The sequence below is a fragment of the Devosia oryziradicis genome (genome assembly GCF_016698645.1).
Taxonomy (GTDB): domain Bacteria; phylum Pseudomonadota; class Alphaproteobacteria; order Rhizobiales; family Devosiaceae; genus Devosia; species Devosia oryziradicis.
Window position 1 is genome coordinate 2638643 of sequence record NZ_CP068047.1, and the last position, 15835, is coordinate 2654477.

12 protein-coding genes and 1 tRNA gene are annotated in these 15835 nt (G+C 61.7%); 10 read left to right on the forward strand and 3 right to left on the reverse strand.

From position 1 onward, the window contains the following. Positions 1–10: 10 nt before the first annotated feature. A complete protein-coding gene (locus JI749_RS13255; protein WP_201654702.1) occupies positions 11–2185 on the reverse strand; it encodes a GumC family protein in 2175 nt (724 codons plus the stop codon). 170 nt (positions 2186–2355) lie between these two features. Here JI749_RS13255 and JI749_RS13260 point away from each other — a divergent pair, with 170 nt between their 5' ends. The 4 genes from JI749_RS13260 (at position 2356) to JI749_RS13275 (ending at position 6919) form a co-directional block, all read left to right on the forward strand. Further along, positions 2356–2907: a polysaccharide biosynthesis/export family protein gene (locus JI749_RS13260; protein WP_201654704.1), complete on the forward strand. Its 552-nt coding sequence runs from the start codon at positions 2356–2358 to the stop codon at positions 2905–2907. Positions 2908–2913: 6 nt separating this feature from the next. After that, positions 2914–4041 (forward strand): glycosyltransferase family 4 protein, encoded by a 1128-nt coding sequence (locus tag JI749_RS13265; RefSeq protein ID WP_201654707.1) that lies wholly within the window; start codon positions 2914–2916, stop codon positions 4039–4041. A 71-nt stretch (positions 4042–4112) separates the two neighbouring features. Further along, the gene (locus tag JI749_RS13270) at positions 4113–5636 is read left to right on the forward strand and encodes an undecaprenyl-phosphate glucose phosphotransferase (RefSeq protein WP_201654710.1); all 1524 of its coding nucleotides are present in this window, start codon (positions 4113–4115) and stop codon (positions 5634–5636) included. 80 nt (positions 5637–5716) lie between these two features. Next, entirely contained in the window at positions 5717–6919 is a 1203-nt protein-coding gene (locus JI749_RS13275) for an O-antigen ligase family protein (protein ID WP_201654713.1), read from the forward strand. Here JI749_RS13275 and JI749_RS13280 read toward each other — a convergent pair. Then, the gene (locus JI749_RS13280) at positions 6916–7854 is read right to left on the reverse strand and encodes a phosphotransferase enzyme family protein (protein ID WP_201654716.1); all 939 of its coding nucleotides are present in this window, start codon (positions 7852–7854) and stop codon (positions 6916–6918) included. The two genes, JI749_RS13275 and JI749_RS13280, sit on opposite strands and share 4 nt — an antisense overlap. A gap of 99 nt (positions 7855–7953) precedes the next feature. Further along, positions 7954–8030 (reverse strand) — tRNA-Pro (locus tag JI749_RS13285). A gap of 745 nt (positions 8031–8775) precedes the next feature. On the opposite strand from JI749_RS13285, the gene JI749_RS13290 reads away from it, so the two are divergent. The 6 genes from JI749_RS13290 to JI749_RS13315 all read left to right on the forward strand — a co-directional run bounded on the left by JI749_RS13290 (position 8776) and on the right by JI749_RS13315 (position 15812). Next, positions 8776–10458, forward strand: a complete 1683-nt coding sequence (locus JI749_RS13290; RefSeq protein ID WP_201662836.1) for a type I secretion system permease/ATPase — start codon at positions 8776–8778, stop codon at positions 10456–10458. Beyond that, positions 10455–11762 carry an HlyD family type I secretion periplasmic adaptor subunit gene (locus JI749_RS13295; protein WP_201654718.1) on the forward strand — a complete coding sequence of 436 codons (1308 nt, stop codon included), beginning with the start codon at positions 10455–10457 and terminating at the stop codon, positions 11760–11762. The genes JI749_RS13290 and JI749_RS13295 overlap by 4 nt, the downstream gene beginning before the upstream one ends. A gap of 114 nt (positions 11763–11876) precedes the next feature. Next, entirely contained in the window at positions 11877–12941 is a 1065-nt protein-coding gene (locus JI749_RS13300) for a Gfo/Idh/MocA family protein (protein ID WP_201654721.1), read from the forward strand. Next, entirely contained in the window at positions 12938–13402 is a 465-nt protein-coding gene (locus JI749_RS13305; protein ID WP_201654724.1) for an acyltransferase, read from the forward strand. Before JI749_RS13300 ends, JI749_RS13305 begins: the two co-directional genes overlap by 4 nt. Continuing rightward, positions 13399–14499 carry a DegT/DnrJ/EryC1/StrS family aminotransferase gene (locus JI749_RS13310; RefSeq protein WP_201654727.1) on the forward strand — a complete coding sequence of 367 codons (1101 nt, stop codon included), beginning with the start codon at positions 13399–13401 and terminating at the stop codon, positions 14497–14499. Before JI749_RS13305 ends, JI749_RS13310 begins: the two co-directional genes overlap by 4 nt. Further along, entirely contained in the window at positions 14496–15812 is a 1317-nt protein-coding gene (locus tag JI749_RS13315) for a lipopolysaccharide biosynthesis protein (protein WP_201654730.1), read from the forward strand. The genes JI749_RS13310 and JI749_RS13315 overlap by 4 nt, the downstream gene beginning before the upstream one ends. The last annotated feature ends 23 nt before the right edge of the window (positions 15813–15835 follow it).

The window sequence follows — 15835 nt, forward strand, 5'->3', positions numbered from 1 at the left end:
TAATCCAGCGTCAGGCCGCTACGCGGGTCGGTGCGGCGACCACTTCGCAGCGACGGTACCCCGCGGAGAGCAGCTTTTCACGGGTCTGGCTGACCGCGTCGATATCGTCATCATCGCCAGCAACCAGCACCAGGCGACCATCGAGGCCATCGAATAGGGGCAAGGTGGAGCCGGCGCCAACGCGGCCGGTCATCAGGACGACCACCTCGTAGATGTCACCCAGGGCTTCGACAAGGATCAGGGGCTTGCCGGAGGTACGGTCGATGGCCCGCCCCTGCCCCCATGGAACTTCGGCAAAGCTGTTGTCGGCCGATTTCTGCACCACATCGCCAAAGCTTGCGGCATCGAGACTGAGATCGGTTAACCCGGGTTCGTCGCCGAGCCTGGCGCTGCCGCCATCGATCAACGCAACGCTGAGACCGCGCGCCAGGGCGTCGCTAACCAGCTTCTCCGCCAAAATCTCGCAGTCGGCATTGGCCGCGTGCGCGGCAAGGATCAGCAGATGGGTGCGGCCGAGAACCAGATCGGAGGAGAGATCGGCCGAGGCGATGATGCCGGGCAGCTCGACGGAGGCCGCGGGCGGCCGGCGCTCGGATCGCGCTGAAACTGCGGGGGTCGGCAGTTCGACGGCGGGCTCATCGACCTCCGCATAGTCCTCGACATCGGCCGGAAGGTCGAGGACCCGCTCCTCGACAACCTCCTCGGTTGCGATGACCGGCTCGGACCACTGCTGTTCCGGTTCCAATTCGGCTTCGATGAAAGGAACTTCATCAAGCTGATCCTGATTGTGGACGGCTTCGCTGGTCGCGACGATGGCACGACCCGAGACGAGTTCGCCAAAGACGATGACACCGATCTGCGTTGCGAGGGCCACCAGCCCCACTGCCAGGAGAATCAGGGGGGTCTTGGGAGAGGCCGGGGTCACGGAAGGCGCCGCTACGCTGACAACGCGAACATCCGGCAAAGCCGAATTGGATTCGATGCGCGAAACTGCCTCGGTGTGGCGTTGCAGGTAACTTTCGAGCAGGTCGCGCTGCGCCTTGGCGTCGCGTTCCAGGCTGTCGAGCGTGACGCCGTCTTGCGTCGCCGTCGAGGCGGACGACTTGGCCCGAGTCAGGTCGGCGCGCAAAGAGGCCTCAAGATCCGCTTCGATCTGCGCCTCTGCTTCGAGCGCATCGGCGACGCGCCTTCCCTCGAGATTGATCTGGTTGTTCAGCTCGGCGATCTGGGCCGTCAGCGCCTGGATCGTCGGGTGATTGGCAAGCAGGGTAGCTGAGCGCTGTGCTTTCTCGCCCTGCAGGCGGCCCTTCTCCTGGCTGAGCTGCTGGATCACAACAGAATCGCGCACATCCGCAACGCCATCAATGGGTTGCCCCTGCTCGATCATGCGTCGAATCAGAGCCGCACGCGACAAAGCAGCGTTCTTGCGCTCCTGGGCCGCGTTGATCTGGGTCGCAATGGTGGAAAGCTGCTGGTCCGCGAGACTGGTATTGTTGGAGCCGACGAAAAGGTCATTGTCGACCTTGAAATTTGCGACGGCGGTCTCTGCCTCGGTTACCGAAACCCGCAGCTTGGCAATTTCATTGGCCAGCCAGCCGGACGCTTCAGCGGTGTCGGACAGAGACAGCTGCGCGCGACGCGCCACATGAGCATCAGCCACGGCATTGGCGATATCCGCCGCCAGCTGCGGGTCTGTCGAACGCACCAGGACGGAAATGAGGCGCGAGTCGCGCTCCTGGATCACGGTCATGCGATCGTAGAGCGCACCGAGCACGACTTCGTCGACGCTGACCGGCGTCGCCTTGCGGCCCAGCAGCTGTGAAACCACGGCGAGCGGCGAAAAGCCGCCTGCCCCGGTACCGTTGAACTCTGGGACTGAGCGCAGATCGAGCTTGTCGACCACGGTCAGCAGTGTGTCGCGAGACTTGATCAGCTCGATCTGGCTGGACACGACGCCCGCGTCGGCGCTCGGAGCGCTCTGGGGCTGCTCGCCGGCCGGCCGGGTATAAATATTGCTGCGCGGCTCAACCAGTATGGAAGCAGACGACTCATAGAGGCGCGGCATGAACATCGTGAGCACGAGAGCGGCTGCCAGCAATGCAGCCGTCACAATCACAACGCGCGGCAACCGCTTGACCACGGCGCCAAGCACCGCGCCGATATCGATCCGGGCGTCGCGTGCCATTTGCGACTCAAACGCCATTGCCAACCCTCTTTTGTTGACTGATCTATGGCTCGGACGTGGTAATCAATCCGTTAACCCTCTCGCAGATCGCGACGCAATCGGCGCAAAAGAAGCAATTTGTTAACCACGCTGGCGTGACATTGGCGCACCCTGAATCGCGCGGGAATCTCATGCGCTGGCTGCCCGTTCTCACAATCGCCCTGATGCTGCCGCTGGCAGCATGCGCGACCACGCGCCCCGCGACCTACCTGGTGGAAACCAAGGGGCCGTACCAGCTCGATACGGGCGATACCGTGCGGGTCACCGTCTATGGCGACGCTGAGTTGAGCGACACCTACAAGATCGATGATAGCGGTGCGATCGCCTTTCCGCTGGTCGGTCCCGTGCAGGTGCGCGGCGTAACCACCAATGTCGCGGCCGGCCGCCTGGCTGCAGCGCTGGCCAATGGCTATATGCGCAGTCCCGATGTCGCGGTGGAAGTGGCGGAATACCGCCCGTTCTTCATCCAGGGCGAAGTCAAGACCGCCGGACAATTCCAATACGTCTATGGCATGACCGTGCGCGCGGCCATCAGCACTTCCGGTGGCTTCACCGATACGGCGGATCGTAGCCGGGCGATAGTCTATCGCCGCCAGGGGAACGAGATGGTCAAGGGGACCGTGGATCTCGACTTCCCGATCTATCCGGGCGACACGGTCGTTATCCTCGAACGTTGGTTCTAGAACAGCATGGCAGGCGGCAAGCTGCGCGTGCTGCAGGTTATGCGGGCGCCTGTCGGTGGGCTGTTCCGGCATGTCGCCGACCTGACGCGGGCACTGGCCGAGGCCGGCCACGAGGTCGGCCTGGTCGTCGACAGCCTCGCCAACGATGCCCAGACCGAAGGCAAGCTGGCCGCGTTGCAGCCCTATGCAACGCTGGGCATTCACCGCTTCGCCATGCCGCGCCTGCTCGGCGCTGGGGACCTCAAAACACCCTTTGCGGTGCGCAAGCTGGCGCAGGTGCTCGACATCGACGTGCTGCATGGGCATGGCGCCAAGGGCGGGTTCTATGCACGGCTGGCGCGCATCGGCGGCAAAGCGGTCGCGCTCTATACACCCCATGGCGGGGTGCTGCATTTCTCGCGATCGTCGCTATCGGGCCGGGTGTTTCACCGGCTGGAACGTGCGCTGATGGCGCAGACCGGGGCCATCATCTTCGAGAGCGCCTACGCCCAGGCGACCTATTCCGCGCTGATCGGCCAGCCCACCTGCCCTACGGTCGTCATTCACAACGGCCTCGCCCCCGACGAGTTCGTACCGGTCGTCCCCGAGACCGATGCAGCCGACTTCGTCTTCGTGGGCGAGTTGCGCGACCTCAAGGGGATATTCGTCCTGGCGGACGCCCTGGTTGGCGTGACCCGCGCGGATGACAGCCCGGCTACGCTGGTGATGGCCGGCGATGGTCCGAGCCGCGCTCCCTTCGAAGCTCGCATTGCGCAACTGGGGTTGCAGCAGCGGGTGACGTTGCTGGGTGCCCAGCCCGCACGCCCCACCTTTGCCAAGGGCCGCGTCGCGATCGTGCCTTCCCTGGCCGAATCCCTGCCTTATGTCGTGCTCGAAGCGGCGGCTGCGCAGTTGCCAGTCATTGCCACTTCAGTTGGCGGAATTCCGGAGATTTTTGGCCCGACCTCGTCGCGACTCGTGCCGGCGGGAGACGTTTCGGCCCTGGCGGCCGCAATGCAGGGCACACTCGACGCGCCCGACGCGGCCCAGGCCGAAATGAGGGACCGCCTGGCCCACATCGAGAGCCGCTTTTCGCTCGCAACCATGGCCGACAGCATCCAGGCCCTCTACCAATCGGTATTGGGACGAGCTTAGGGACCAACTTCACCTGATATAAACCCCTTGCGCGGACAATGCCGGGAACAGTTCCGTCCTGGTAACCTTCCATGTATCGAGTTGATCCCAAGCAGGCCGTATTGGAGCACGTATCCAAGCAGCCCAATGCCAGCGAGCCGGGACCGTCGTTATCGGAACAGGCGGAAGCCATTGTCGCGGCGCCGGTCGAGCGTAGGATTTCAGGCGCGGTGGTCGTGGGCGTCGCGCAGGCGGTTGAGGCCACGCTCCTGGCAGCGCTCGGATACGGCATTCACGCGTACATGTCGGGCGGCGACCAGGCAGTGTTCTATGTGCCGGTTATCCTGGCCTCGTGCCTGCTGGCAAACCTGCTCTTCAACGCTGCAAGGGCCCATCGCATCGCCTCTTATCGCACGGTGCTCAGTCAACTCGCCCGGGTCCTGATCGGATGGACGGTGGTGATGGTGGTGCTGACAGCCACACTGTTCGTGTTCAAAGCCGGCGATCCGGTGTCCCGCATGTGGTTGATCAGCTGGTACGCGGGGGGCGCTGTGCTGCTGGCCGGATTCCGGCTGGGCCTGCGAGCGCTCGTGGGACACTGGACGAAGCTGGGCCGGCTGCGCCGGCGCACGGTAATCGTCGGCGGTGGCAAGGATGCCGAGACCCTGATCGAGCAGATCAATACCAGCGCCAGCGACGATATCATGCTGCTCGGACTGTTCGACGATCGGATCGACGACCGCTCGCCCGAAATGGTGTCGGGCTATCCCAAGCTGGGCAAAGTGGCCAAGCTGATAGAATTCGCCCGGCGCACCCCGGTGGACCTGGTAATGGTGTCCATGCCGCTATCGGCCGAAAAGCGCGTGCTCGACATGCTGACCCAGCTCTGGGTGCTGCCGGTCGACATTCGCCTCTCGGCGCATATGAGCAAGCTCAAATTCACCAGCAAGGCCTATTCCTACGTCGGCGACATCGCCGTGTTCGACATGGCGGACCGACCGATCTCGGACTGGAACCTGGTTTTCAAGTGGGTGTTCGACAAGGTGGTCGCGTTGACGGCGCTGATCCTGCTGTCACCCATCATGGTCGTTACCGCCATCGCCATCAAGCTCGAGAGCAAGGGGCCGGTTTTCTTCATGCAGAACCGGCACGGCTTCAACAACGAGCTGATCAAGATCTACAAATTCCGCTCCATGCGGACCGACATGCTCGACCACAATGCGGTCAAGCAGGTCACCAAGGACGATCCCCGCGTCACCCGCGTGGGCAAGTTCATCCGCAAGACGTCGATCGACGAGCTGCCGCAGTTGTTCAACGTCCTCAAAGGCGAACTGTCCATTGTCGGTCCGCGTCCGCATGCGCTGCAGGCCAAGGCCGACAACCAGCTCTATTACGAGGCTGTCGAAGGCTATTTTGCGCGCCATCGGGTCAAGCCCGGCATGACGGGTTGGGCGCAGGTCAACGGTTGGCGCGGGGAGACCGACACAATCGACAAGATCATGCAGCGCGTGAACCACGACCTGCACTATATCGAGCACTGGTCGATCCTGTTCGACCTTTACATCGTCGCTATCACGCCCATTTCGCTCATCTCCAAAAGTGAGAACGCCTATTGAGCGCAGCCGGCACCCTTGATGGCGGCAGTCCGCAGGCCGGGTCCAATGGACTCGGCCTTGCTGTCGTTAGGGCCGGTGCCATGCGCTGGCTCGATATCATGGTGGCCGTCTGGATCTTCACCGGCGGGATGGTTCTGTTCGAGCCCTCGCCCTACGAGCTGACCTTCCTGATCGTGCTGCCGCTGGCTTTCGTGGCGGGGACGGGGCTCTACCGGTCGACCTTTGGCCTGCTGGCGATCCTCATCGCCTTCACGCCCTTTGCCTTGATCGCCTGCTTCCAGGTCCGCTTCACCCCGATAAACGATGCGCTGCTCTTTTCGATCGTCACCGTTTTCCTGCTGCTGACCTCGTACTTCGTCGCCAACTACGTCGCCGAAGATACCGAACGCCGCATGCGACTTGTCATGCGCGCCTACACTGCGGTAGCCATCATCTCCGCCCTAGTGGGGACGCTGGCCTATCTCGGCCTGATGCCTGCGGCGGACATCTTCCTACGCTATGGGCGCGCCAAGGCTGCGTTCAATGATCCGAACGTGTTTGGGCCCTTCCTGATCCTGCCCGCCATGTATGCGCTGCAGCGCTTGCTGCTGGCGTCAGGGCGCTCGGCGATCATCGCTGGGGGCATCTATATGGTGCTGTTCATCGGAGTCTTTGTCAGCTTCTCCCGCGCTGCCTGGGGTCATTTCGCGCTCTCGTCGGTGATTGTGCTGGTCCTGTGCTTCTGGCTGGAAGCAGCGGCGCGGGACAAGGTGCGCATCATGATCATGTCGCTGCTCGGCGCAGCGATGCTGGTGGTGGCGCTGGCGGGGCTGCTCAGCATTCCCTCGGTCGCCGCCCTCTTCGAGCAGCGCGCAGCCGGACAGAACTACGATTCGGGCGAAACCGGCCGCTTCGGCCGCCAGGGCTATGCGTTCGAGCTGGCGCTCGATCACCCCTTGGGCCTCGGCCCGCACGAATTCCGCAACCTGCGCATTATCGAAGAGCCGCACAACGTCTATGTCACCGTGCTGCATGTCTATGGTTGGGGTGGCGGGGCGATCTACTACCTGCTGATCATCCTCACCCTTTGGCGCGGTATTGCAGCGCTGACGCGCCCCTCCCCCTATCGCCTCATGATGATCCCGCTCGTCGCCACCTTCACCATGCTGGTTGGGGAATCAGCGATCATCGACAGCGATCACTGGCGTCACTACTACCTGCTGATCGGCCTCATCTGGGGTGTCTCGACGGCCATCCAGAACGATCGGCGCGGCAGCATTGCGCGCCAGCGCGTGCTGGTCTAGGGCCAGATCGGGCCCCGCAGGTAGCGCTCGGCAAGTTGGGCGGTGCCATCGGCAAAGCCACGCATGTGCTGCTGGGCCAGCTTCGTGTCGGCATGCGACCCGATCCACGCCAGAAGCGCCATGCGCCGCAGCATGACCATGGAGTCGATGGCTGCGATATCGTCCTGAGTCAGCTGGCGCTCGGTCTTGTAGCCCTCGATCCAGGCTGCGCGCAGGGCGGGAACCGCCGGATTGGTTTCGTGGAACGAGATTGCCGCAGCAAAATCATAGGCGAACCAGCAGAAGCCGCAGTCGTCGAAATCGATGAGGGTGACCTTGTCGCCATCGACCAGCAGGTTGCCCAGCCGCATGTCGGCATGGATGAGCCCATAGCGGTCCACGCCGGTGCCATAGGCGGCCAGACGCAGCCACAGCGCGGAATCCAGCCGATCCAGGACCGGACGGGTGCTATCGGTGATGCCAGGCGCCAGGCGCCAATCGCCCCAGGGGCCGTCGGCATCCAGGATGGTGGCGGCCTGCCAGACCTGGCGCTCGAAACCGGGGGGCCGGTGCCACATGGTCACATGATTGTGCATAATTGCCGCGTAGCGTCCGAGCGTCACGAACAGGTCGCCCAGATTGCTGTCTGGTTGCGGCTCATGGCCGTCTATGTAGCGGAAGAGCACGGCAATGCGCGCGCCGTGCGGCGTTTCGAAATGCTGCAGCAGCTTGCCGTCGCGTCCGGGAATGGGCTCGGGGATGGCCAGCGCCGTGTCCCGCCGCAGCGCCATCAACCAGGCCAACTCGCTCTCGATCGAGACGCGCGACTGGTAACCCGTGCGGTGCACGCGGAGCGTGAATGCGCCCTGCCCCGGCGTCTGGATCAGAAAGGTCTGGTTTTCGGAATGATTGATAAGCCGGGCGCTGCCGTCCTCGGCTTCATCCCAACACGACAAGGCCGGCCCTACGTCGCGCGCCGTCAATGGCATTGGCAAGGCTCCAGACTGCAGCGCAATACCGAACTCGGCATAGCAAAACTGAAAGATGGAGAGTGATGGTCGGAGCGGCCGGATTTGAACCGACGACCCTTTGTCCCCCAGACAAATGCGCTACCAGGCTGCGCTACGCCCCGACTGCGCGGAGACATAGAGAAGGTAAGCACCAGAGGCAAGCCCGAATTTTGGGAAAGAATGGCACCTTGCCGGCACAGACGGTGTTACGCGCAAGCGGGCAAAATCCGATGCGGCTCGAGCGGTCCCTACCACCCTGATCTTTGCCGCCACGCCTGGCTCATTTTGATTGTGTCAACCGCGGTGGATTGGCTTCGGTATCGGTTCGGAACTCTGCAAGGGCGGCGCCGGCACAAGGCGAAACTTTACGGGCGGCGACGACCAATCCTCCGGAACCGGGAGTACAAGGGTACAATCGGTCAGCAGGCTCTGCGCTTCGGCATTGGCAACTTCAAAAACGTAGCCGGGACGCTCCATGGCCTGGCATTCCTCCCAGCGCGAAAAGTCTATCCACTCCGACATCGTCGCTCCGATCCTGGGTTGGGAACCCACGAGCACTGCTGGTAGCACGAGACACCGCATGGGCCAACGGGAATGCCGACCGGGCTGGCCACACATCGTTCCGCAAGATTGGTGCGGCTATAGCTGCCATGCCGGTGGTCAACAAGTCGTGTGGAGAAGCACACATGGTTTATGCTATCGGCTTGCGCATGAGTATTGTGACGGTGAAGAAAAAGCTTGCCGCCAAGACTTTGACATACCACTGCCGTGATCGCGATATGACGCAGCCGAGGTTGCTCGGGTCGCGAATGGAGAATATCGGTGACCCAGGCGACCCAGACCGCAACCGAGCAACTTGCAGGAGCGATGCGTGCCAGCCGCGCGGCCCTGATTGGGGTGGGCTTGGTTTCCGCCCTGATCAACGTGCTGTATCTCGCCGGGCCGTTCTTCATGCTCGAGGTTTACGATCGCGTGCTGCCGAGCCGGAGCATTTCCACGCTCGTCGGTCTGGCGCTCCTGGTTGCACTTCTATACGCCTTTCAAGGCTTCTTCGACTTTATCCGTGGCCGCGTCCTTGTTCGCATTGGCTCGGCTCTGGGGGAACGGCTTGCTCCAATAGCGTTTCGTGCTCTGGTGCAGTTGCCGCTTCTGGCTGGGCCAAAGGCCGATGGATTGCAGCCTTTGCGCAGCGTCGATCAGGTCCGCACCTTCCTTGGCGGCATGGGCCCATCGGCGCTATTTGATCTACCGTGGATGCCTCTCTATCTTTTAATTTGCTTTGCTTTCCACCCGTTGATCGGCTGGATGGCCGCAATTGGCGCAATCCTCTTGGTCACCATCGCGATCCTCACGGAGTTTACCGCACGTCGCGCCAGTCGGCTGGCGCAGGATTTTGGGGTCAGGCGTTCAGCGCTGGCGGAAGCTGGACGCCGCAATGCCGATGTTGTCGGCTCGATGGGCCTTGCGCCGCGACTGCAGGCCGTTTGGGGCGCCGCCAATGAGCAGTCCGTTCTGCATAGTCAGCACGTGGCTGACATCGCGGGTGGCCTAGGAGCCTTGTCGAAGGTGCTGCGCATGGTGATTCAATCGGCCGTACTGGGCGTTGGCGCCTATCTCGTGATCGCGCAGGAAGCAACCGGCGGACTGATGATCGCATCGTCCATTCTGACATCTCGAGCCCTGGCACCAGTCGAGCTGGTCGTGGGCAACTGGCAGTCTCTGCTGGCGGCAAGACAGGGATGGCGCCGATTGAAGGAGGCCTTCTCGATGATGCCACCGGATGGTGAACGTCTCGAGCTGGCAACGCCCAAGCGCAGCGTGACCGTCGACAATCTCAGCGTCGTGCCACCCGGGAGCAGCAAGCTGGTGGTGGCCGACGTGCGATTCTCGCTCGGGGCCGGCGATGGCTTGGGAATCATTGGACCCAGCGCTTCTGGCAAATCGTCTCTGATCCGCGCAGTGGCCGGGGTCTGGCGGTCAGTTCGGGGCACCATTCGTCTCGACGGCGCTGCACTCGACCAGTGGAGCATTGAAAAGCTGGGGAGCTGCGTTGGATACCTACCCCAGACCGTCGAGCTCTTTGCTGGTACGGTGCATCAGAACATCGCTCGGTTCGCGCCCGATGCGGACGCGACGGCAGTAACGGCAGCTGCAACCGCAGCCGGCGTACACGAGATGATTCTCCGGCTGCCCAAAGGCTATGAAACGGAGGTCGGCGAAGATGGCACTGCCCTCTCGGCTGGGCAGCGGCAGCGGATCGCCCTTGCTCGCGCGCTTTATGGCGACCCTTTCCTTGTTGTGTTGGATGAGCCTAACTCCAATCTGGATGCCGAGGGGGAAGCGGCGTTAACGCAGGCCCTTCTGGGGGTACGGAACCGCGGCGGCGTAATCATTGTCGCGGCTCATCGCCCAAGTGTGCTGGCGGCGGTCAATCTGGTGATGATCATGCAGGACGGTCGTCCCCAGGCACTCGGCGAAAGAGACAAGATACTCAACAAGCTTTCGCGCGGAGGCAGTGCGCCGGTCGATGTTGCGAGGTCCAACGGATGAGATCAACCACCCAGGACGCGCGTAAGTCGATCCGCATACACTTGCTTGTGGCTACGGTTGCCGGGGCATTCCTGGTCCTTGGCGCCGGTGGATGGGCGGCCACTACGAATTTATCGGGTGCAGTCATCGCGCCGGGACGGCTGGTTGCTGAAACCAATGTCAAACTGGTCCAACATCCAACGGGCGGCGTCATCACCGACTTAAACGTGTCGGAAGGCGATGTTGTTGAAGCGGGCGATGTGCTTGCACACCTTGATGACACGGCAATCAGGGCGAGCCTTGAAATCGTCGTGCAAAGCCTTCGCCAGCTTGAGGCCCGACAGGCGCGACTGCAGGCGGAGGTGGAAGGCGCACAGTCCGTCGTGTTTCCGGAATCATTGATGTCACAGTCAAGCAATCCGGAAGCTGCCGGTCTGATGACTGCCGAAGTCCGCTTGTTTGAACTCCGCCGGATGGCAATAGCCAGTCAGAAAGGCCAACTGCAGGAACGCGTGCTACAGTTGCGGGATGAAATTACAGGGATCGAAACTCAGATCACCGCGAAGCAGCGCGAAAAGGAATTGCTGGAAACGGAATTGGTCAGCACGCGCGCGCTGCTGGCGAACAAGCTGGTTTCCAGCGAGAGGGTGGCCGCGCTGGATCGCGAACTTGCTCGAACCGAGGGGCAGCTCGGAGAGCTTGTCGCCGCCGCCGCCCAGGCGCGGGGCAAGATCGCAGAAGTCGAACTGCAGGCCGCCCAGATCGAGCAGACGTTTCGCAGCGATAGCGCAGTCCAATTGAGCGATGATCGGGCGAAGTCGGCAGAACTGGAAGAGCGCCGGGTCGCCGGGGAGGTAGAACTCGCCAAGGCTACCATCCGAGCGCCGCAAGGTGGCCAAGTCCATGAGTTGGCCGTGCACACACTGGGCGGCGTCCTCGCCGCCGGAGAAGTGCTGATGCGCATCGTGCCGATTGCCGAGGCGCTGACCGTGGAAGTCGATATCGCCCCGCAGGACATCGACCAGGTATATATCGGTCAGAAAGTTCTGGTGCGCTTCTCGGCCTTCAATGTCCGCACAACGCCGGAGGCCAAGGGGACGGTCGCCCGCCTTGCTCCGGACCTGACACGCGACCAGCGAACCGGAATGGCCTATTATACGGCTCGGATTGTGCTCGACGACGAGGAGGCCTCTGCTCTTCCTGACCTGGCGCTAATTTCTGGCATGCCAGTGGAAGCGTTCATCCACACCGGCGAACGCACGGCGTTGGGCTATCTGACCAAGCCACTAACGGACCAGATTATGCGCGCTTTCCGCGGCGACTGATCGGCGCCCGTCGATCGATCCGTCGTCGAGAGTCATCCGCAATTTCCGTCTGGCGCGATTGACCTCGCTACCTCATCCGACAATAAGGAAGCATCCAAAGGATCAAGCTCGACTATGTTAAGATTTTCGTTGGTGGGTTGCGGGCGTATCGCAAAACGCCATTCCGAACTGCTCGGTCATGGCGCCATCGACGGGGCGCAGCTTGTTGCCGTGTGCGACGTCAATCTGGCTAAGGCCGAGGCGATATCCGCGCAGTTCGACGTGCCTGCGTTTTCCGATTTTCACGACATGATGAAGACAGTCGACTGCGACGTTGTGGTCGTACTCACCGAGAGCGGACATCACGCCGAACACGTCGTCGCACTGGCGCCCTATGGCAAACACATCGTCGTCGAAAAGCCCATGGCACTTACTTTAGAAAGTGCCGATGCCATGATCTCTGCCTGTTCGGATGCAGGCGTCCAGCTTTTCGTGGTCAAGCAGAACCGGTTCAACGTTCCGGTAGTGAAGCTGCGCGAGGCGGTGGACCTGGGTCGGTTCGGCAAGCTGACCATGGGCACCGTGCGGGTGCGTTGGTGTCGCGACCAGCGGTATTATGATCAGGACGATTGGCGGGGTACCTGGGCGCTCGACGGCGGCGTCCTGACCAACCAGGCTAGTCATCATGTCGACCTGCTGGAGTGGATGATGGGTCCGGTGGAGAGCGTGTTCGCGCATTCCAGCCGCGCGCTGGCAAAGATCGAGGCAGAAGATACCGCGGCCGTTGTCCTGCGCTTCAGGAGCGGAGCGCTGGGGCTGATCGAGGCTACCACGGCCATCCGGCCCAAAGACCTGGAAGGGTCCATTTCCGTTCTGGGCGAGACTGGTTCAGTCGAAATTGGCGGGTTCGCCGTCAATCAGATGAAAGTCTGGAATTTTGTCGACGCGCGGCCGGACGATGCCGAGGTCATGACCCGATTCTCGGTGAACCCGCCAAATGTGTACGGGTTCGGTCATCAGGCGTATTATGACCACGTCGTATCCTGTCTGCGGAATGGGGACGCCCCGTCAGTAGACGGTAAGGAAGGCAGAAAGAGCCTCGAACTTATCAATGCGATCTACGAGTCGATCGAGTCCGGCAAGGAAGTACGTGTGGGGTCGGTGCGCCATCAGACTCGTTTGGGTCAGCGACGTCCATGACTGCAAACCTGCGCCAGGCCGGCATCGTCGATGTGACGACGGGAAGCGGCGTCACGATTACCGAACCTGTCAACCTCTATGGATGCGCACTGGGGGATGGGGTGTTTGTCGGCCCCTTCGTGGAAATTCAGAAGCAAGTGAGCATAGGTGCGCGCACGCGCATCCAATCGCACAGCTTCATCTGTGAATTCGTGACGATCGGCAGCGATTGCTTTGTCGGCCATGGCGTCATGTTCATCAACGACACCTTTGCATCTGGCGGCCCGGCACGCGGCGACCGTACGAAGTGGCGGGCGACAAATATTGGTGATGGGGTGTCCATCGGCAGCAATGCAACCATTATGCCGGTTTCCATCTGCGACGGCGTGGTCATCGGGGCGGGCGCCGTTGTCACACGGGATATCAAAGAACCCGGAATCTACGCGGGCAACCCCGCGCGAAAGCTGAGGGCCCTACCTTGATCAAGTTTCTCGACCTGCATGCTCAATATCTTTCGATCAAGGAGGAAATGGACGCCGCCATTGCCGGAGTGATCGAAAGCTCCGCCTTTATCGGCGGCCCTGCAGTTCGGGAGTTCGAAGCCAGCTTCGGCAACTGGGTTGGCTCGCCTCACTGTGTTGGCGTGGGCAACGGCACGGATGCGCTCGAAATTGCCATCGAGGCCCTGGCGCTTCCGCCCGGCTCGGAAGTGATCCTGCCGGCCAACAGTTTCATTGCCACTTCGGAAGCCGTGGGCCGGGCCGGGCTGAAGGTGGTGTTCGCCGACGTGGATCACCAAACCTACGTCCTGGATCCCGAATCCGTAAGACAGCACATATCGGCCAAGACCAGTGCCATCATCCCGGTTCACCTCTACGGGCACCCGTGTGACATGCCTGCGCTTATGGCATTGGCGGCAGAACATGAACTCAAGGTCATCGAGGATTGTGCACAGGCGCATGGCGCCCGCATCGATGGACAGACTGTCGGCACTATTGGCGATTTCGCCACATTCAGCTTTTACCCCGGCAAGAATCTCGGCGCCTATGGAGATGCCGGAGCGATTACCGCCAAAGATGACGCTCTTGCCAAGCGCGCCCGCATGATTGCCAATCACGGGCGGGTCGCCAAGTACGAACACGAGTTTGAAGGTCGCAATTCACGCCTTGATGGGCTGCAGGCAGCTATCCTGTCGACTAAGCTTCGACATCTGGACAAATGGATCGAACGACGCATCGCGGTCGCCGATAGATACACGGACCGGCTGACAGGAATTGCTGGCATCACGCTTCCCCACCGGGGCAATCGTGCCAGGCATGCCTACCACCTCTTCGTCGTTCGAACCGCGCAACGCGACGCCTTGGCAATTCACCTGAAGAGCCGAGGAATCGAAACAGGCATTCACTATCCTGTTGCCCTGCCGCGGCTTGCCGCATATGCCAATCACCCGCAGGCGCAAGTGGACTTCTTTGCCGCTCGTATGGGCGCAGAAGTGCTCAGCCTTCCAATGGGCGAGCATCTCGAACTCGACCAGGTAGATGAGGTCTGCGCGGCAATTCGGGACTTTTTCAAATCATGAGCACCGCGCGGACCGTTCTTGGTCCCGCACTCATCTATGTCGTCGCCAATGTGCTGACCGCGGCGATACCATTGCTGCTGTTGCCTCTTTTTACGCGCGTCCTGTCTCCGGAAGACTATGGCCGCATCGCTATGTTCGGCGTTGTGGTGCAACTCTTGGGAGCATTGGCGGGGCTGAGCGTCCACGGCGCCATCGGTGTGCGCTTTTTCGATCGCGAAACGATCGACTTTCCACGATTTGTTGGCTCTTGCCTTGCCGTATTGGCAGGCAGCTTGCTCGTGGTATTGGTAGTCGTTGCCGCCGCGCTCCCTTTGCTCGAAACGTTTACCAAGCTGCCTGGGCATTGGCTGCTCATCGCGGTGGCGGTATCGGGCGCGAATTTCGTCGTCCAGTCGCAGTTGGCTATATTTCAGTCGGCAGCACAGCCGCTTCGCTTTGGCGCGCTGCGCCTGACTCAGGCCAGCCTGGACCTGGGATTGTCCATGATTTTGGTGCTGGGCATCGGGCTGGCATGGCAAGGTCGCGCGGCCGGAGTTGCCCTGGCAGCCGCGGTCGCGGCCACGTTGGCCCTTGCGATGATGCGATCGGGGGGGTGGCTACGGCTCCCGGGAACACGGGACTACGCGGCGCAGGCAATCAAGTTCGGCCTGCCCCTGGTCCCTCATGCCATAGGCGGGCTGCTAATCGCTTCTGTAGACCGTTTCATGATCACCAACATTCTCGATGTCGGGAGCGCCGGCATCTATCTGGTGGCGGTCCAAATCGGTTTGGTGCTGAACCTGATTACCGATGCAGGCAATCGAGCCTTCGCACCCTGGCTAATGCGCTCGCTGAAGCAGCACGACCCGGACCACGACCTTATGGTAGTGCGTCTAACGTATCTCGGTTTCGGAATACTAATCATTCTGGGCCTGGCCATGGGGCTTGCGGCGCCCACGGCGCTGGCGTTCCTGGTTGGCGAGCAATTCCGCTCGGCAGGATCCGTTGTCATCTATATTACGATGGGCCAGGCGTTCGGAGGCATGTATTACCTGGTAACGAACTACGTTTTCTTCGCCGGTAAGACAGGCAAGCTGGCGGCGGTATCCCTTACCAGCGGCCTTCTAAACATCGGCCTTTCCTATGTTCTTTTGACGACCCGCGGACTAGAAGGGGCCGCGCAAGCGTTCATGGCCGCGCAACTGCTGCTGTTTCTAGGGACCTGGTCGCTGGCCGCGCGTACCCATCCGATGCCTTGGAACTTGCAGCGGCGATCCCAGAGAGGCGTAGCACAACCAAGGCCAGCTGCCGTGCCAAAGCCATCGGAGCATTAATGTGAACAGCGTAAATCTAGTGA